We start from the raw sequence: 17,932 nt of genomic DNA, 5'->3' as shown, positions 1-17,932 counted from the left end.
GCGCAATATGCTCGGGTTGTTTTTGTTCTGTGTGGCGCTGGTCATCGCCGCGGCGGTGATCGTCACGCGCAGTGTGACCCGTCCATTGGGCGGCGAGCCGGATGATGCCGCACGGTTTTTAAGTCAGATCGCTCAAGGCGACCTGACGATTCAGGTACCTGTGAACTCAAGTGCCGGCGGCAGCGTGATGATGAACATGCATCAGATGCAGCAAAGTCTGAATGCCATGGTCAGGCACATCGCGATGTCGGTGGACCAGGTGGCCAGTTCCTCCGAAGAGCTGAGTGCGGTCAGCAGCCAGACTAGCAGCAACCTGCAATTGCAAGGGCTGGAGATCGAGCAGGCGGCCACCGCCGTGAACCAGATGACCGCTGCGGTCGATGAAGTGGCGCGCAATGCGGTCAGCACCTCCGAGGCCTCGCGGCAGTCCGAGCAAACCGCGCAACGCGGGCGTGAACAGGTTCAGGAAACCGTGGTTTCAATCGGCGCACTGGCCGATGGGGTCACCGACACCTCACAGCGCATCGAGCAACTGGCGGGCCGGGTGCAGGACATCAGCAAGGTGCTGGACGTGATTCGCAGCATCGCCGAGCAGACCAATTTGCTGGCCCTTAACGCGGCCATTGAAGCGGCTCGTGCTGGTGATGCCGGACGCGGTTTTGCCGTGGTCGCCGATGAAGTGCGCGCCCTGGCGCATCGCACTCAAGAGTCCACCCAGGAAATCGAGCAGATGATCGGCAACATTCGTCTCGATACCGGGCATGCGGTGACGGCCATGCAAAGCAGCAGCAACCTGGTGCGGGCCACCCTGGAAGTGGCGCAACGGTCGGGCGATGCATTGGATGAAATCACCCGGTCGATCTCGCAGATCAACGAGCGCAACATGATGATTGCCAGCGCTACGGAGGAGCAGGCATTGGTGGCGCGTGAGGTGGACCGCAATCTGATGGGGATTCGCAACTTGTCAGAGCAGGTCTTGCTGGGTGCCCAACATACTCACACCGCAGGTCACGATTTGGCGCAGATGGCCGGGGCGCTGCACCAGACGGTGGCGCGTTTTAAAGTCTAGGTAATTCGGGTTGGTGGTTGTGGATGAGGGCGCTCAGGACCAGCCCCAGAACTGCAACCACCAGTCGAACCCTACCAAGCCGATGGCGAGTAACAGGCAAGTGCTGCCAGCGCAGCAACGAACCTGGGAAAGGCCTTCGCGGTCCAGCCGTTTCCAACCCAGCAACAGGCTCCAGCCCATCGCAGCCATTAACAGACAAGCCCTGGCCGGTTGTACCCACTCCAGTTGCAGACCTTCATAGCGCAGCAATTTCACCGTTGTGGCCGACAGCCCTAGAAACAATCCCGCACCACCCAAGGGCGTGAGAGTCAGCGCCAAGGGCCAATACAGTGCAGGATCTTGTGCTAGCCGAGCCGTCAGACGCAGAAGGATCATCAACGCCGTGCCCAACACCATCGAACTCAAACTCAAGTAAGCGACGATGCTGAAACCGTCGAGCCAGCTGAAGCTGTCGTTGAGCTGCGGGTAATGGGTCAGCAGCCACCAGGGCGCGTTGTCCTCAAGGGCCCAGAGTTGGTCGTGCTCGACCAGCCATTGGGCGAGGGTTTGTTTGAGGGCGACGAACCATGGGCTGACCGTCCACTGAAAGGCGCCCATGGCCAGACCGATCACACCGAACAGCAATAGACGCGCGTCCCATGGTGAAAGCGTCTGCGCCGTCGCATGAAGAATCTCTTGGTTGCTGGAGCGCGCGATCAGCTGAACCGCGCCGCGTTGTCCGCTGCAACGTCCGCAGGCATGGCAGTCACTGGCGCCTTGCATACGACGGATATCGAGCAAGGGCGCGCAGTTGGGCGGCGGCAGCCGTGGCGCGGCGTTTTCCATCCAGCGTTGTTCGTCGACCTGAAAATGCACGGGCGCCAGTCGGGCGAGCAGGGCGAAGACGCCACTGACCGGGCACAGGTAACGGCACCAGACCCGCTTGCCTCGGGCGAACAGCAACCCGACGACGACCGCGGCGACGGTCGAACCGCCCAGAATCAACAGCGCCGCCTGGGCGTAGTCATAGACGCTGATCAACTGGCCGTAGAGGGTGGTCAGGCAGAACGCCAGGGTTGGCCAGCCGCCCCAGCGCAACCAGCGCGGTACACCCAAACCTTTGCCGTAATGGCTGGCCCATTCGCTGAGTGAGCCTTCCGGACAGAGAACGCCACACCAGATTCGTCCAAACAGTACGATCGACAGCAACACGAACGGCCACCAAATGCCCCAGAACAAAAACTGCGCGAACAGGGTCAGGTTATCGAGCAGCCGTGCCTGGCTGTCCAGCAGCGGCAACACCGCCGGGATCACCAACAGCAACGCGTAAAACAGTACAACGACCCACTGCACGGCACGGATGACGGGCGCGTGACGACGCATGCCGTCGCCCAGGCGCTGCAGCCATTGATTGCGGCGACTCAGCTCAGGCATGGGACTTTTTCCACAGCACGCTGGCGCAGCCAACCTCCGACGGTCAGCCAATAACCGGCCAGCACCAGTAACGTCATGCCGCTGGGCGTCGCACGATAACCGGCAAAACCGGCAAGAAAACCACCCAGTCCATGGCTGTCGCTGAGCAAGGCACTGCTGTCCCAAAGCGCATCACCAACGAGGCTGTACATCACCTCCGGTAAATCCATGGCGAGTAATTGGCCGCCAATTCGCTCGGTACCGCTGACCAGCAATGCCGCGCCGAGTATCAGCAAAACAGCTTCGCTGATGGAAAAGAATCGCTGCCACGAGATGAACCGGCGACTGCTGTGCAGCAGGGCAATGGTCAGCGCCGACAGCACCAATCCCATTGCGCCGCCGACGGCAAACAAACCGAGCTGCGGACCTCGCAACTGAGCACCGGAGCCATAGAGAAAGACTACCGTTTCACTGCCTTCGCGGCTGACGGCGAGCAGGGCCAGCAGTAACAGACCCGCGCCACCATGCCGAGCCAGGTGGCTATCAGCGTGTCGTTGCAAATCGTGCTTGAGCGTGCGCCCGTGGCGGTGCATCCAGCCGACCATTTGCACGATCAGCAGGCTGGCCACCAGCGCAAGTGCAGCCTGGAACCATTCACTGGCTGAACCGCTCATGGCCTCACCGGCAAACAGAATCAACACCGCCAGCAGGCCCGAAAGCATCAACCCCAGCACGACGCCTGCCCACAAGTACTTCGCCAGTCGATCACCCTGATGCTGCTGACTGACCCAGGCCTGGAGAATGCCGATCACCAGCAGCGCCTCGACGCTTTCGCGCCAGACAATGAACATTGATTGATACATGAAAACTCCGTGTTTGAACGGGTTATTTCGCGAGGATGCCGCCCTCGGGCAGTTGTGGATTGAACTCGTCGAAGAAGGGGTAGTGGCCGGGCCTGAGCGGGTGAATGACCACGAAGGTTGTCACGCCCGGCGACAGGACTTTTTCAACCCGCAATGGCGTGCTTTCAAATTCGGCTGGGCCTTGGCCGATATTTCTCAGGATGATCTTGAAGCGCTGACCGGCCGGAACCTCCAACAGGGCAGGAGTGAAGTGGCCATCGCGCAGGCTGAGTTCATAGCTGGGTAATTCGGCATAGGCCGTGAACGGCGCCACTGCTCCGGCAAGCATCAGCCAGGCAATCTGCAGGCACTTCATTCAATAGCCGCCTTTTTTACCAATGCCGGCGTAGATGAACTCGTAGTGCAATTCGCAGCGTTCAAACCAGGGGGCTACGCCGGTTTCCTTGTCGGTATGACGGCTAAGGGACCCATGACCGCCGGGTGGCAGGACGGTGAAGGTCAGCTGATATTTGCCTGGGCCGAGCAGCTTTACATTGTCGCCATAGTGCGGGCCGTCATTGGCGACCATGGCGTGGAAATCGCCTTTGAGTTCGTTCTCGCTGCCCTGTTTTTTCAGATTGAACGAGACATTGAGGTAAGGCACGAAACTGCCTTCCTGAAAGCCCTGTCGATTGTCCGCCGTGGCGCGAATGTCGGCTTCCAGATGCACATCGGAATCCGCGGTGGCCCGCATCATTCCGGCAGGTGCCATCTCGATCGGCTGCAAATACACCGCCCCGACTTCCAGCCCAGGACACAACTGTGGTTCACCGATCGGGTATTCCTTAGCGTGAGCCAGCGGTGTGAGCAAGAGCAGGGCAAGCGAAAGCGACAAGGGGGTACGCATAATTTCTTCCTGGGCATTGACGAGTAGGAGCCCGAGTCTAGGAAGCTTTGCTGCGAACAATAATGATTGGCATCAAGTTTCGAGCAATTAAACCGATGCCTCATCACGCTGGCGAAATCGCTGGGCGCGCTCGACGGTGTGGGTCATCTGTTCGGCTGCGTGAATGGTCAGCGGATGCTGGGTAAAGCCGGGTCTGGGGGAAATGTAGGTGGCCATCTCGCGCGCAACGGCGAGCTGGTGTTCCGAACCATCGGCCAGCAGGGCGATGACCAGGTTTTCCAAGGCAATCACTCGGACACGCAGATGAACCAGTTCGGCGTTGGTCAAGGCGGGCGGAGCGGTAAACGCTTTGTCATCAAGAGATGTTGCAGCATCTTGATCGTCCCAAGTTGATAGGCCGCTTGGGAAAGGATTTTTATTGAGCATGAGAGGCGTCTCCAAGTCTGTTAAAGCGTTAGCTTAGCCCCGGGATTGCGAAGGAGGTGAGCGCAGTCATCTGATGTCGATTCTTGATGTGTATCAAGGCTGGTTTTGCGTAAGGGCTATAGGTTGGAAGAACGCCTCCCAATGACCGGAGATCGGCATGGCCAAGAACTTCCCCATCAACCCCAAGCACCCCGAACGGATTTTTTGGGGGTGCGACCGTTATTGTCCGGCGAAGTCCCTGGCCTGCGGCAATGGTTCCGACCGTACGATGCACCCGGCCGAACTTTTCGGCGAGGATTGGAATGTGCCTGGTGACTGGGGCATCGAGAAGCTCATCACTACTGAAAAGCCGACAGATGATGTTGCGGACACCTGGACTGGCAGTCGGAGCGAGTAGCGGGTGACAGAAGCAAACAACCAGACAGCTTCATGCTGTTAGTTACCATTTTTTAGGATATTTAGTTCGGATAGCTGGCAGGCTGCTCAAAAAAACATCACATCGATCATCGATGCGATTTCGTCACATTAATATAAATAAACTAAATAGGCATTTAGTTTAGTTATAATTGTCCGTTATTAGTGGGGAAGGGTAGCGCATTAAATGAACTAGGGGTCGTTCTTCCTTGGTCGCTATCTTTCAATCATGTCCGGTATCTTTCAAAGCTTCAAGCAGACACGTGTAATCGGTAACAAGCCAAGTAAATCAGGGGCTCCAGCGTTGTGAAGCTTCTGGCTTTGGCTTCTAAGAGCTGAACGAAAACGAGTGAAAAGATTGTTGTAATGACATATTTATCGCCCTGGATGGTTGAAAGCGCTTATCGCTATTTGAAGGCTGCGAAGCACCTTAGACGTGGCCATGACATGCTGGACATTGCGCAGATCAATGCTGCAATTGGCATGGAAATCCTGCTCAAAAGCTTCGTGTCAAAACCCAATGGCAACCTTGGCCAGGTTAATGAAACTTACGAACTAGACCTGGTAGCAATAAAAGCTGCGCATGAGCATTTGAAAGCGACAGACAGAATTCCGGTTTATCGGAAAGACAGAGGGCCAAATAAGCACGATCTGCTTACGTTGTTTCACGCGATACCTGAACCGATCAGGCAGCATATTCGGCTTGATCGTCACGAGCATTGGATCGAGAAGGATCGTGAAGTTTTCACCAATGCGCGTTATCGATATGAAGCCGGTGCTCCTGGAGGTTACGACGATATTTTGATCGGTGTCTTGGACGAACTGATTGAGGACGTTGTGCACTGGTATCGTGAGCTGGGCAGCAAAGATATGTTCATCGTGTTTTATGGAATGCCGCCGCTGGAGCAGTTGCCGGATTCCGATCAGGAGCCGGACAACCTTTGAGCCTGCCTTCAAATCTGATCACCACAGCCCCCCAGCCCCATATAAGATATTACGCATAATGTATATTATGTTAAATAATGTGTCAGAGCGGAACTTCTACCGAAGGTTCTTTCGAGCTACCACTGCTGTACCCCGCACCGACAGAGCTCTCTGAGTGCAAGTGATAGCGAGTCGCCTGTCACTCAAGCGATTCGTGCGATGACCAACTGGGATTCATCTGACGTACTGAGCCGAGCCGGTGGCTCGAAGGATGGAGGAAGCGCTATATGAAATCGCGCCAATACGTCAGTTCGCATGCCTGACCATCAGCGCGCCTAACTCCGAAGACACCACGATCATGACCTTCCGGCACCTGCTGGAAATACATAAGTTGGCCCATGCGATCTTCACCATGATCAATGGTTATCTGCAGGAAAAAGGCTTCTCCCTACTTCAGGTGTGTTAACGTTCTGACCGGTTTCAAGCATTTTTTCTCCTGTTTGACCGGATCGAACGCTGCCTTCCAGCGTTTTCTCGAGAACCCGCGCTTCATTGGTGGCCTGCCCACCCCCGGCCTTCTGTTTCACCGACAGATGCTGCCTTCATCACATTGCACCATCGGTTAAGCCGATTTTGGTGCGCATCACTCAGAGCTTGATGGCCCGACCGTTACCGGCACGAGCGTCACTCTTTTCCGCGCTCAGTCGTCGCCTGGGACAAGATCCCGCGCGCGATGAACCGCCTGAAGAAAGGAGTCTTTATGACTTTTAGAGTTGCCATTCTTGGCGCCGGCCCTAGCGGCTTGGCACAGTTACGTGCTTTTGAGGCGGCCCGTTGCGACGACGCTGAATCCCCCGAGATCGTTTGCTACGAAAAGCAGAGTGACTGGGGCGGTCTGTGGAATTACACCTGGCGCACCGGTTTAGATCTGTATGGCGAGCCCGTCCATGGCAGCATGTACCGATATCTCTGGTCAAACGGCCCCAAGGAATGCCTGGAGTTCGCCAATTACAGTTTCGAAGAACACTTCGGCCGGCCGATTCCTTCCTACCCGCCACGCGCCGTGTTGCGAGACTACATCATCGGCCGCGTAGCCAAAAGCAACGTGCGACAGCACATCCGTTTCAATACAGCGGTGCATTGGGTTGCCTATGACGAGAGCACCGGCAAGTTCGCGGTCACCGTGCGCGACCTCAAGCAAGACCAACTGATCACCGAAGAATTCGATCACGTAATCGTCGCCACCGGGCACTTCTCGACCCCCAACGCGCCCTACTTCGAAGGCTTGGAGCAGTTCCCCGGTCGCGTATTGCACGCCCATGATTTCCGCGATGCGTGCGAGTTTCAAGGCAAAAATTTGTTGCTGGTTGGTAGCAGTTACTCGGCAGAAGACATCGGCACGCAGTGCCATAAGTACGGCGCCAAGTCGGTTACTTTCAGCTATCGCACCAAGCCTATGGGCTTTGATTGGCCGGAATCTTTTGCCGAAGTACCGTTGCTCACCCATGTGGTCGGCAAGACCGCACATTTTAAGGATGGCACCAGCAAAGAGGTCGACGCGATCATCCTGTGCACCGGGTATCAGCATCACTTCCCGTTCCTGCCCAACGAGTTAACGCTGACCACGCGCAACCGGCTCTACCCGGAAGGCTTGTACAAAGGCATCGTGTCTTTGGCCAATCCGAAGCTAATGTTCCTCGGCATGCAGGATCAGTACTACACCTTCAACATGTTCGATGCCCAGGCCTGGTATGCCCGGGACATTATGCTTGGCCGCATCAAGCTGCCAGCAGAACAAACCATGGCCAGTGACACCCGTGAATGGGTGGCTCGCGAAGAGCAAGTGGCCGATCCCTTTGAAGCCATCGACTATCAAGCCGCCTACATACTCGACCTGCTTGAGCCCACCGATTACCCGCCTTTCGATGTTCTCGCCGTGGCTGATATCTTCAAAGAGTGGGAGCATGACAAAGATGCGGACATCCTCGGCTATCGCAACAAAAGCTACCGCTCCACGCTGACCGGCACCATGGCGCCCGTGCATCACACGCCGTGGATGGATGCGATGGACGATTCACTGGAAGCCTTCCTGCACGGCAAGCAATCGAAGCCTGCAAAGGTATCTACATGAATCAGCCAAGCCTGAGCCAGGCACGGTCGCGCTTCACCACCAGCAGCATCCGCTGGGGTTTTACGTGGGCATTGTGGTGCGCCGTGCTCTGGGGGGCTTGGTATGTGCCAGGCTCCGCAGTTTGGTTCGAAGCGCCCTATGTAGACCTGAAGTACGACACCAATGCCGAGTTCCTGTTGGCGGCAGCAGTGTTGACAACCTTCAACGCCGTTGCTGTGTTGTTCTTCCTGTTCGTTTGGAACGGGGTACTGGGCAAGTGGGGAGAGTACGTTCGCACCATCAAACAGATGCGTTACATCTCTAAGTGGTTCTTCATCGGCGCCATCTTTGGCGGCCCGATGGCCATCTTTGGCTCGTATTTGGCGATCGGTTATATCGGCGGGGCTTTCGCGGCTATTTCCGCATTGATGTACCCCATCATTGGCGCAACGCTGGCCAGGCTCTGGTACCAGGAGAAAATCACCCGGCGCGCAGCCGTGGGTATTTTCATCATCTTGGCCGGCGGTGTGACGGTGTATGCACCCGGCATCATTGCTGAAGTCACCGGCACCGGTGACACCGGCTGGCTGGGCTATTTAGGCGGTGCAATGGCTGCTATTGGTTGGGGTGTAGAAGGCGCAATCGCCGGTCGCGGGCTCGATGTTGCCGACCCGGATGTAGGCATTACGGTGCGTTTTACCGCCGAAGTGCTGTATTGGGTCGCACTGATTTTGCCGGCCATCTATTTATTTACCGATCAACCGGTAGTTGAACTTGTTGTCGCCACATTCAATTGGGCCGCCATCGGCTGGCTGACGTTAGCAGGAGTGACTTTCGCCTTCTGCTACGTCTCTTGGTACAAGTCGTTCCCACTGATTGGCGTCGGCCGCGGGCAAGCAATTGCCGCGCTGTATGGTTTGTTTGCGGTGATCTTCCTCGCTGCCTTCACGCTGAAGTTTCCCGAATGGAACTTCTTGGCTGGTTTGGTGCTGTTTGTGGCGGGCGGGTTTGTGATGTTCACCGAAAGTGATGAGGTGCTCGAAGTAGTACGCGCCGTATCAACCGACAGCAAAAAACCTAGCATCGCCGTTGATGCAGTTAACTCGTGATGATTGGAGCAGGCCATGAATAAGCTGCATATGAAGGGCCGCATTCTCCAGTTGATCAACGATCAGCAGGACGTCGGCATCTGGGACTGGCAAATCACCGATGCGCTGATGAGTGAATACGGTCTTAGCGGTGACTACTGGCGCGGCAACACTCGCGTCACCCTGACAGACCTGTTCTCCAGCGGCATCATCGAAAGTGTTGAGGAGAAGCTTGATGACCAGGCCTATTTTGGTGCCGGCCGAGTGCTTTTCAAGTTCAGGATTAACGACTTTGGTCGCCAACGCATGCGCGACACTGCGCTGGCCTGATGGTTGTTGCCACTTACTATTATTATTAAGGAAGCACTATGTCTGATTTCTGGGGTTTTCCGGGGGCCGACATGCTCGCAGTCGCCCTTATTATCGTGCTCAGCAGCATTGCGCTGTATCAGGCGCGGACTTTTGTGACGAAGCTGTAGTTGTATGCACGTTAAATAATGTTAAGCGCGCCCGCCGAAGTCACCTTGCGTGATTAAACGGGCGCCCACTGTGTGGCAGCAACTCAGTAATCTCAATCGCCCGCAGCGTCTGCAGGCGATTGAGGACATATTTCAAGTACGCATACGGATCATGTCCATTGAGCCGTACCGACCGGATCAAACTCAAGATCGCAACTGCACGTTTACCGCTGCGTAAAGAGCCCGCGAACAACCAGTTCGAACAGCCGAGCACTCCCCTCTCCAGACGACCGATAAGATCGAGTACGGAATCATCCCTGGCATCTTCCCAATTTCACACGATCGCCGTGTTGGAAGAAATTGATGATCCGCCTCTTCTCTTCGACCTGAAATCCTGTGGCGGTATCTACAGCCCAAATTTTCGACACGATCGATTGGATGTTCCCCAACCGGCCACTGGCCTAGTCGATTACTGGGTGCCTGGTTTCCTCATAGGAGTGACAAATTGCTGACTCGACCCGACAAAGATGCGCTACGTGCAATGCTCGAATCGCAAGTTCAAGAAAAGCTAGAGCACGACCCTGATGCGGTAACGACTTATGCAGCACAGCCTGAACCCGAACGGAAGCCATACACCAGTAAGCCCACGGTTCAGGACAAGGCTTTTCACAAAGAGCTAGAGCAAATGCGTGCAGATGCCGAAGCCGATTTCACTGGCCTGGCATTCGCCATGGCTCTGAAATGGAACTGGATGCCGAGCAACTTCAGGCGTTGGTGTTGGGCCTGCCATGGCAGCGCGCGGGCTCCGACGGCGCGATCACACTGCTTTAGCGGCTGCCATTAGCCTATCGGTCTATCGCCGCGAATAGGATGACGGCCAGAATCGGGGGGGACGGGGTGGTGGCAGCGCTGGGGGGATGCTATGCATCTGTTTTTTACCAAAATGGTTAGGGCTGGTTCGATGGCACTGAGATTGTCTTGTATCGCGCGGTTGCATACTTGGGCCGCTTCACGCGAGCCAACCCCCTGCTACTATTTCTTAGAGACTTCCCTCGAAGAGATCGCCATGAAGCGCTTTCGCCAAGAGGCGCGTTGAGGACAAAGCACTGATCCGGTGCTGTCGTCGTGTCTTTGTCCACAAACCCGACTTGTATCAGTAGTTAGCACTGCTGGAAGGTCATCTGGCCACCATCGACGGCAGCAAATTCAAGGCAGTTAATAAACCCGAACGTTTTTTACGAGCCCCTAAACTGAAGCGAGTAATGGAAGAAATTCAATCAAGCATCAGCCGTTACTAGCCACGCTCGATAATGCCGATTGCGGCAGGCAAATTTCTTACTCGGCGGGTGAACAATGTCCCTTCCCATAGAGCAGTACGCTATTATCGGCGACGGCCACACCGCTGCATTGGTAGGTCGTGATGGTTCGATCGATTGGCTGTGCTTGCCCTATTTTGACTCGGGCGCCTGCTTTGCAGCCCTGTTAGGTGATCCAGAGCACGGGCGCTGGGCGATTGCCCCACGCGATGAAACCACTTCGGTAAGTCGCCGCTATCGCGAAGGTACGTTAATCCTGGAAACAGACTTCGAGACCGCGTCAGGTGCCGTGCGCGTGATTGATTGCATGCCACTATTGAACGAGCGCTGGGATGTATTGCGCATCGTCGTGGGCCTGCGGGGACGAGTAGCCATGGGTATGGAGCTCGTCATCCGTTTTGACTATGGCTCGATCGTCCCCTGGGTAACACAGCAAAATGGCGCGCTGTTCGCGACTGCCGGGCCAGACACTCTCGAACTACATACTCCTGTTCACATACGCGGCGAACAGATGACCTCACGGGCCGACTTTGAGATCGGCGTCGGTGAGCGCGTGCCGTTCGTGCTCAACTATCGACCGTCGCATGAGCCAGCGCAGCACGCCATCGACGCCGAAAGTGCGCTGGAACAAACCGAACTCCATTGGCAGAACTGGTCTGGGCTCTGTCGCTTCGAGTGCCGCTGGCAGGAAGCAGTACAGCGCTCCTTGCTCACGCTAAAAGCACTCATATATCAGCCTACTGGCGGAATCGTCGCGGCACCCACTACCTCGCTACCTGAGTTCCCGGGTGGTGTGCGTAACTGGGACTACCGTTACTGCTGGCTACGCGACGCGACCTTCACACTAAACGCTCTGCTACTCGCAGGTTATACCGACGAGGCTCTTGCCTGGAGCAACTGGCTGCTGCGCGCCGTAGCAGGCAGCCCGGCTGACCTGCAGATCCTGTACAGCGTGACAGGCGAACGCCGGCTGAAGGAAATCGAAATCGCATGGCTTCCTGGCTATCATCAGGCAGCGCCAGTGCGCATTGGTAATGCAGCGGCCGAGCAGTTCCAGCTTGACGTTTATGGTGAAGTGATGGACACCCTACATTTGGCGCGCGCAGCGGGGCAGGAGCTGCAACCGCATGCTTGGAACATCCAGTGTGCCTTGCTGAACTATCTTGACAGCCATTGGCAAGAGCCAGATGAGGGGATCTGGGAAGTCCGTGGCCCTCGACGGCATTTCACGCATTCGAAGGTGATGGCTTGGGTTGCCTTCGACCGAGGGGTAAAAGCTGTCGAACGTTATGGCTTAGAGGGCCCCGTTGAGATCTGGCGTCGCACCCGCGACCAAATTCATGCGCAAGTCTGCGAAGCTGGTTTCGATGTGAAACGTAAGTGTTTCATTCAGCACTACGGCAGTACGGCAGTCGATGCCAGCCTACTACTAATCCCGCTGGTAGGTTTTCTGCCGCCCGACGATCCTCGAGTACGATCCACGATCGCTGCGATCGAACGCGAACTTGTGGTCGACGGTCTGGTGCTGCGCTACCGTGTTGAGACCGCGACGGCCGTCGACGGCCTACCACCAGGCGAAGGTGCCTTTCTGCCTTGCAGCTTTTGGTTAGCCGACTGCCTAGCCGTGACCGGTCGTCAAGTCGAAGCCGAGGCACTATTCGAGCGTCTTCTCGCTTTGCGCAATGACGTCGGTCTGCTCGCCGAGGAGCTCGACCCTCGCAGCGGACACATGCTTGGAAATTTCCCCCAGGCCCTTAGCCATATGGCGCTGGTCAATACCGCGAGATTACTTTCTCTAGCGTCGGTACAGTTAGATGAATCGAGCCGCAAACGTGAGCGACTGGTCACCACGAAAGCCATGCCATCAGCACCCCGCAAATGAGGATTACAGACCAACTGGTTTTCGTGCATGCCGTTCGTAAATGTTCTGAATCGCCACTATCTGTTGCCGCTTATCGAACGCAAGCCTGGAGCGCGTGCCGTTTGCCGATCTGCCGAAGCCATTGCTGCGTCTCAAGCGCGGCCTGAGACGACAACACAATGGTGACCGAGTCATGACGCAGGTACTGGCAGCGGTGCCCATCGTCGGGCTCGATGCCGTGTTGGTGACGGTGGAACTGGTACTTGAATCAGGCAGCCTGCGCGCCGACCACATCCTGAATGTCCTGGCTCGACTTACATCGACAGCAGCCCCTCCGTCCGCCGAAACCAGCATTCAACTCAAGATAGCGCCTGTCGCCAATACGGCGCGCTACGACCGGCTCCGTACCTCCGATGAGGAGACTCGCAATGCGTGATCTTATGGCGGAACTCAACGAACTGCGTCTACATGGCATGGCCAGCGCCTGGGAAGGAACAGAATGTGGTGTTCATCGGCGGGCCAGGAACCGGCAAAACACACCTGGCCACCACCCTGGCCATGTCCAGAATCACAACGCATAACATACGCGCGCGCTTTTTCTCCACAGTGGATCTGGTCAATCTGCTGGAGCGTGAAAAGTACGACGGCAAGAGTGGCCGCATCGCTCAAGGGCTGCTTCGGACAGACCTGGTGATACTCGATGAACTGGGGTATTTGCCTTTCAGCCAGAGCGGCGGCGCGCTGTTATTTCACCTGCTGTCCAAGCTGTACAAGCACACCAGCGTGTTCGGTGACGCCAAGATGACCACGGCGTTGCTGGATCGGCTGACACACCACTGCCACATCGTCGAAACGGGCAGCGAGTCCTACCGCCTGCAACACAGCACACTGGCGCGCAGACAAAGATCAGATCACGTGAGCGAAAGCGCAAGGACGAAGATGATATCGAGGACGATGAACCGTTCTGATCTGCACCATAAACACCCTGCCGCATGCCGTTATGCGATGGGGCTTGATGACCGTTCAATCGGGACACTGCTGCTAAGCTTATCCACAACTGCTGGGACAAAAATCAGCAATCCGCCCTGGGTCAATTTTCAATCGGCAGGGTGGGTCAGTTTTCAATCAGCGCCAACACACACCATGTCTTGGCCTTGCGGGGCTGGGTAGATGACTTGGCCCGACGGATACCCAGGTACTCCCTTCCGACCCATTTGCTCAGCAACCCGACGCTATTGCTGTGTCATCAGCAGCTGCTCCACCATGAAGCCTTTGTCTTTCAGTCGCTCCAGCAGTGCTGCGTAGGCCTGCGGTTTTACTCGGTTCGTTCGCGACAGAATCCATAAGTATCTGCGAGTGGGCTCGCTGACGGCGACCAATTGGTATTGTTCGTCAATATCAATAATCCAGTAGTCCGCCCATACTGCTGGGAGAAACGACATCCACGCTGGTGCGAAACGCACCTTGAGCCTGGGAGAGTCCGGAGCACCCACTTGCCGACCAGTGGCGAGAGAAAGATGCAATTGGCCATCGCGTAATCGACAACGGTTGACCGCTTGCACCGTACCGTCGACCTGTAGATGGAAATCGGTTCGGGTGAAACCGGCGCACTTTTTCTGAATCCGGTTGGGAGTGCGGGCGATCTCGTACCAGGTACCCATGAGCCGAGGCAGATCGATGCTGGCGACAGGCTGCAACGGCTGACTGGAACTGTCTGCCTGACCGCCGGGAATAGCAAAACTCAATCCAGACCAAAGCAGGCTAGTAAAAAGGTAGAGAACTACTCTGCGCATAGCACTAACGCTCACGGTTGGCGGTCGACGATGCATTCCCCAATGCTATCGGAGAAATCGGGTGCACGGAGATTGGCCTCTCAGCTCAACGATAGGCTATAGCCAGCTCAATCAGAGAAAAACCGGCATCGGGTTCGGCCATGTGAAGCACAGACTTACCAGCGCAGCCAGCTTCGACCGAGTAATGCGCCTAGTAACGTCGGCACCAGCATGCCCAACAAGTACCACACTCCCCAAAATGGTATCTGCATCTCGGGGCAGCCAAGCAAGTAAGCAATCGTTGCCATTGAGCCTGCTAGTAGTCCACCGCAGGCTCCTGAGAGCGTCAGGTTGGTGGGTGCAAGACCGCGTAGCGCCCAAAAACACACCGATAAACCCAGGAATCGACAGCAAGGTAATGTTGAGCACGCATACCTTCCAGGTTTGGCCGAGAATGATCGCTACGCGGTCGTCAGGTGGGGCTACCAAGAGTACATCGATAGATCCTCGGCTTCTTCTCGGGTCTGATAGGAGGTCTTCAGCCGAACCTTTTCCTCATTGTCATAGAGATTGAAGCCTATAGGAGCAGTCTGGCAGTAGAAGCGCGATCCGTTTCGCATGGATCCCGTTTACGTTCGAATTGCAGGGACAACAACAAATCTCGATATCATCTTCACGCCCTTTAAAAGCCCCCTTCACCACTAGCGGCCATAAGCCGCCATCGCAAGCGACCGTTGTCAGTTTCCGATGAGGAACACGACCGGACATGAGTCGATCGGAAGCTTCGTAAAAAAGGCACGGGATCTACCTTTTGGGCGGCACTGCTCTCTCCCTCCGTATTCGCTGGCTAATATCTGAAAGATCAAAATGGTACATATGATTATTCATTTCATATTTAATTTTTTTCAAAGGGCAAATCTTAGGGGGTGAGAGCTCTGTGCTCGCCTATAATAATAATGTTAAATCATGCTGGTGAGCTCGGCTAACAAGGCATTGATAAATATAGATATTTTTTTTTGCCTTTGAGGTCGCGGGTTAAGAAATATTTCGTCGTGATGGTTTGGTGTCGTTAAGAGGTTTTGATATGAACGTCTTGTTGAAAGAACTTCAGGCATATCATCATGAGGTGGCTATAAAAATCACTCAGATCAAAGAGTTGCTGAGGAAGATGAGGCATGAATCCGAATCCGATGGTGCTGATGACTGCAAGCTGTTGTTCAAGATGCTGGAAGCCATGCATGGTGATGCAGAACGACACCACCATGAAAATGAAGAACTTATTAGGCTGGCATTGCTAGCGACTGAGGCGCCGATCCACCAACGGGTCAAGGATATCGAGCGAGATCATCAAGCATTTGGGCGCATTGCTGGACAGCTAAAGATGTTGGAGGACACAACTCAGGAAACGAGAGTAATTGCTGACACTATCGATGACTTTATCAAAAAATATTTCGATCATATGGACTCGGAGGAAAATATTTTCTTTCCGTTGGCAGATAAGTGGCTGTCAGACGAGCAGTGGCAGGAAATAAAGCGTCAGTGGCATTAATTGGGTCTTACCGTAGACCTTAAAAATTTAGCTACTACTCAACCGCTAAAAATGAGGTGTCACTCACTGGGGCTCTGAAAATGATCGACGCAGAACTGCTGAAACTGGTGGTTGAAGCATCCAACGACGGCATCGTGGTAGCAGAGCAGGAAGGCGACGAAAACATCCTGATCTATGCCAACCCCGCCTTTCAGCGCCTTACGGGGTACAGCGTTGACGACATCCTGTACCAGGACTGCCGCTTCCTGCAGGGTGATGACCGTAATCAAGCTGGTTTGACAGTAATCCGCGAGGCGATAAGGAACATGCTCCCCTGCCGCCAAGTCATTCGCAACTATCGCAAGGACGGCAGCGCCTTCTGGAACGAGCTGTCGATCACCCCAGTGTTCAACGACACAGATCAACTCACCTACTTCATCGGTATCCAGAAGGACGTCAGCGTCGAAGTTGAGGCCAAGGAGCGAGTGCGTGAACTGGAAGCTGAAGTCGCACAGCTGAAGACCCAGCTGGCTCTATTACAATCTAAAACCTAGATGAATCCGCACTTGATGGGTTAACGATCCAGTATCCACCCGTAAAAACGTCCCTGTTTCTGAACCAGGGACTGGTGAACTCTCAAGCAACGTACCACCCCCACCCTCGCAATCATCCGCCATAATTTGTGCACTGCCGTAATCGTAATCAGATGGTGCACAAGATCATGGCCCATTCCAGCTATCCGGCGAGATGCCAATGGCCCGGCCTTCGGCCGAGTTTGGTGTATGCCGATGCCCTACGTCATCGAAAGACAAACGTGGTGCTTAAGGATGGCTGGGCTGCACGGATGTTCTGGTATGGAAGCACCTGAAAGTAATCGCTCAACCTGAGTCACTATTTCAACGCTGGCGGAACTAGCATCCGGCTTAAGGCTAGCAAGTATCTGCGCGTTTGATTTCTTCGTTAAATAGTAGGCTCACTAAAAGACAGCAGTCCAAGCTAACGTCAGGGCGCCTTGTTTTCGATCAGACAATTTCCGCCATCCACCACCAGCACTTCACCGGTGATATAGCTGGCTTCCGGAGACGCCAAAAACGCCACTGCAGCGGCAACCTCTTCTGGACGACCGGCGCGACCGATCGGAGTGTAGGTACCCGCGCGGCTTTCTTCTTCAGTCAATGCTCCCGTATCAATCCAGCCTGGTGCAACACTGTTGACGGTGATGCCCCGTTTACCGACTTCCAGCGCCAGGGCCATATTCATCCCCAGCATTGCTGCTTTTGCCGCACTGTAAGCCGACTCACCTGGATTGCTTCCGCGTGTACCGGACGTCGAACTAATGTGGACGATACGTCCGTAACCGCGCGTCTTCATCCCAGGTAACACCGCACGAGTCAGCAAAAAAGCGGTAGTCAGGTTGCGCGCCAGAGATAGATTCCAGGTCGCCAAATCCATGTCCGCCACTTCGACGAAGGGTTCCGGGCTGCCGACCATAGCCATGCCGGCGTTATTGACCAAAATGTCGATATGGCCGAACTGCTCATGAGCCCAATCGGTCAGCGCTTTGACTTGCAATTCGTCAGTCAGGTCGGCTGCCATCGTCCGAGCGTCTATACCTTCAGCCTGCAACTCGGCGACACGTTGCTGAATTCGCGCACTGCTGGCAGTGATCAAGACTCGCGCGCCTTCGCGGCCCAAACGTCGGGCGATCGCTAGACCAATACCACGTTCACTGCCCGCACCGCTGACCAGAGCAACTTGACCTTGCCACATTGGAATCGCCATTTCTTATCCCTTTGTGATCACTCAATTTAATGCAACGATAGCA

At 55.4% G+C, this 17,932-nt stretch carries 17 protein-coding genes and 5 pseudogenes; 13 read left to right on the top strand and 9 right to left on the bottom strand.

Going from position 1 to position 17,932, the window contains the following annotated elements:
- Positions 1–7 precede the first annotated feature (7 nt).
- Positions 8–1,069, top strand: coding sequence for a methyl-accepting chemotaxis protein (locus FBY01_RS08835; RefSeq protein ID WP_371857838.1), 1,062 nt, complete (start codon positions 8–10; stop codon positions 1,067–1,069).
- A 33-nt stretch (positions 1,070–1,102) separates the two neighbouring features.
- Here the strand turns inward: FBY01_RS08835 and FBY01_RS08830 are convergent, their stop codons facing one another.
- From FBY01_RS08830 to FBY01_RS08810, 5 genes are all read right to left on the bottom strand, one after another.
- Entirely contained in the window at positions 1,103–2,482 is a 1,380-nt protein-coding gene (locus FBY01_RS08830; RefSeq protein WP_145307095.1) for a 4Fe-4S binding protein, read from the bottom strand.
- Positions 2,470–3,324 (bottom strand): FTR1 family protein, encoded by an 855-nt coding sequence (locus FBY01_RS08825; RefSeq protein WP_145307093.1) that lies wholly within the window; start codon positions 3,322–3,324, stop codon positions 2,470–2,472. Before FBY01_RS08825 ends, FBY01_RS08830 begins: the two co-directional genes overlap by 13 nt.
- A gap of 22 nt (positions 3,325–3,346) precedes the next feature.
- Positions 3,347–3,679: a cupredoxin domain-containing protein gene (locus tag FBY01_RS08820; protein WP_145307090.1), complete on the bottom strand. Its 333-nt coding sequence runs from the start codon at positions 3,677–3,679 to the stop codon at positions 3,347–3,349.
- Positions 3,680–4,210 (bottom strand): iron transporter, encoded by a 531-nt coding sequence (locus tag FBY01_RS08815; RefSeq protein ID WP_145307087.1) that lies wholly within the window; start codon positions 4,208–4,210, stop codon positions 3,680–3,682.
- 87 nt (positions 4,211–4,297) lie between these two features.
- Positions 4,298–4,636: a hypothetical protein gene (locus FBY01_RS08810; protein ID WP_145307085.1), complete on the bottom strand. Its 339-nt coding sequence runs from the start codon at positions 4,634–4,636 to the stop codon at positions 4,298–4,300.
- 157 nt (positions 4,637–4,793) lie between these two features.
- Here FBY01_RS08810 and FBY01_RS08805 point away from each other — a divergent pair, with 157 nt between their 5' ends.
- The 6 genes and pseudogenes from FBY01_RS08805 (at position 4,794) to FBY01_RS08780 (ending at position 9,502) form a co-directional block, all read left to right on the top strand.
- Positions 4,794–5,033 carry a DUF3079 domain-containing protein gene (locus FBY01_RS08805; protein WP_145307083.1) on the top strand — a complete coding sequence of 80 codons (240 nt, stop codon included), beginning with the start codon at positions 4,794–4,796 and terminating at the stop codon, positions 5,031–5,033.
- A 383-nt stretch (positions 5,034–5,416) separates the two neighbouring features.
- Entirely contained in the window at positions 5,417–5,995 is a 579-nt protein-coding gene (locus tag FBY01_RS08800; RefSeq protein ID WP_224795479.1) for a hypothetical protein, read from the top strand.
- Positions 5,996–6,245: 250 nt separating this feature from the next.
- A pseudogene (locus FBY01_RS08795) lies at positions 6,246–6,431 on the top strand (IS5/IS1182 family transposase); the annotation flags it as partial.
- A 303-nt stretch (positions 6,432–6,734) separates the two neighbouring features.
- Positions 6,735–8,105 (top strand): NAD(P)/FAD-dependent oxidoreductase, encoded by a 1,371-nt coding sequence (locus tag FBY01_RS08790; protein ID WP_145307081.1) that lies wholly within the window; start codon positions 6,735–6,737, stop codon positions 8,103–8,105.
- On the top strand, positions 8,102–9,193 hold the full coding sequence (locus FBY01_RS08785; protein WP_145307078.1) for a DMT family transporter: 1,092 nt from the start codon (positions 8,102–8,104) through the stop codon (positions 9,191–9,193). The genes FBY01_RS08790 and FBY01_RS08785 overlap by 4 nt, the downstream gene beginning before the upstream one ends.
- 15 nt (positions 9,194–9,208) lie before the next feature.
- Positions 9,209–9,502, top strand: coding sequence for a hypothetical protein (locus FBY01_RS08780; protein WP_145307075.1), 294 nt, complete (start codon positions 9,209–9,211; stop codon positions 9,500–9,502).
- A gap of 189 nt (positions 9,503–9,691) precedes the next feature.
- On the opposite strand, the pseudogene FBY01_RS08775 reads toward FBY01_RS08780, so the two are convergent.
- A pseudogene (locus FBY01_RS08775) lies at positions 9,692–9,901 on the bottom strand (transposase domain-containing protein); the annotation flags it as partial.
- Positions 9,902–10,135: 234 nt separating this feature from the next.
- Between FBY01_RS08775 and FBY01_RS31800 the strand changes: the two are divergent.
- The 4 genes and pseudogenes from FBY01_RS31800 to FBY01_RS08755 all read left to right on the top strand — a co-directional run.
- Positions 10,136–10,474 carry a hypothetical protein gene (locus tag FBY01_RS31800; protein ID WP_256664402.1) on the top strand — a complete coding sequence of 113 codons (339 nt, stop codon included), beginning with the start codon at positions 10,136–10,138 and terminating at the stop codon, positions 10,472–10,474.
- Between the two features lie 509 nt (positions 10,475–10,983).
- Positions 10,984–12,828: a glycoside hydrolase family 15 protein gene (locus tag FBY01_RS08765; RefSeq protein WP_145307072.1), complete on the top strand. Its 1,845-nt coding sequence runs from the start codon at positions 10,984–10,986 to the stop codon at positions 12,826–12,828.
- Between the two features lie 51 nt (positions 12,829–12,879).
- A pseudogene (locus FBY01_RS08760) lies at positions 12,880–13,243 on the top strand (IS21 family transposase); the annotation flags it as partial.
- A gap of 59 nt (positions 13,244–13,302) precedes the next feature.
- A pseudogene (locus tag FBY01_RS08755) lies at positions 13,303–13,775 on the top strand (ATP-binding protein); the annotation flags it as partial.
- A 264-nt stretch (positions 13,776–14,039) separates the two neighbouring features.
- Here FBY01_RS08755 and FBY01_RS08750 read toward each other — a convergent pair.
- Both FBY01_RS08750 and FBY01_RS08745 read right to left on the bottom strand, forming a co-directional pair.
- Positions 14,040–14,600: a lipocalin family protein gene (locus FBY01_RS08750; protein ID WP_145307070.1), complete on the bottom strand. Its 561-nt coding sequence runs from the start codon at positions 14,598–14,600 to the stop codon at positions 14,040–14,042.
- Positions 14,601–14,755: 155 nt separating this feature from the next.
- Positions 14,756–15,062, bottom strand: a pseudogene (locus FBY01_RS08745) (DUF1109 domain-containing protein); the annotation flags it as partial.
- 601 nt (positions 15,063–15,663) lie between these two features.
- On the opposite strand from FBY01_RS08745, the gene FBY01_RS08735 reads away from it, so the two are divergent.
- Together FBY01_RS08735 and FBY01_RS08730 are read left to right on the top strand one after the other, a co-directional pair.
- Positions 15,664–16,128 (top strand): hemerythrin domain-containing protein, encoded by a 465-nt coding sequence (locus tag FBY01_RS08735; protein ID WP_145307066.1) that lies wholly within the window; start codon positions 15,664–15,666, stop codon positions 16,126–16,128.
- Between the two features lie 80 nt (positions 16,129–16,208).
- Entirely contained in the window at positions 16,209–16,661 is a 453-nt protein-coding gene (locus FBY01_RS08730; RefSeq protein WP_010460270.1) for a PAS domain-containing protein, read from the top strand.
- 448 nt (positions 16,662–17,109) lie between these two features.
- Here the strand turns inward: FBY01_RS08730 and FBY01_RS08725 are convergent, their stop codons facing one another.
- Entirely contained in the window at positions 17,110–17,889 is a 780-nt protein-coding gene (locus FBY01_RS08725; protein WP_145307064.1) for an SDR family NAD(P)-dependent oxidoreductase, read from the bottom strand.
- Between the last annotated feature and the right edge of the window lie 43 nt (positions 17,890–17,932).

Source organism: Pseudomonas sp. SJZ077 (genome assembly GCF_007993905.1).
Taxonomy (GTDB): domain Bacteria; phylum Pseudomonadota; class Gammaproteobacteria; order Pseudomonadales; family Pseudomonadaceae; genus Aquipseudomonas; species Aquipseudomonas mandelii.
Note: the sequence above shows the minus strand (reverse complement) of the source record. Positions and strands in the feature narration are given on the sequence as shown.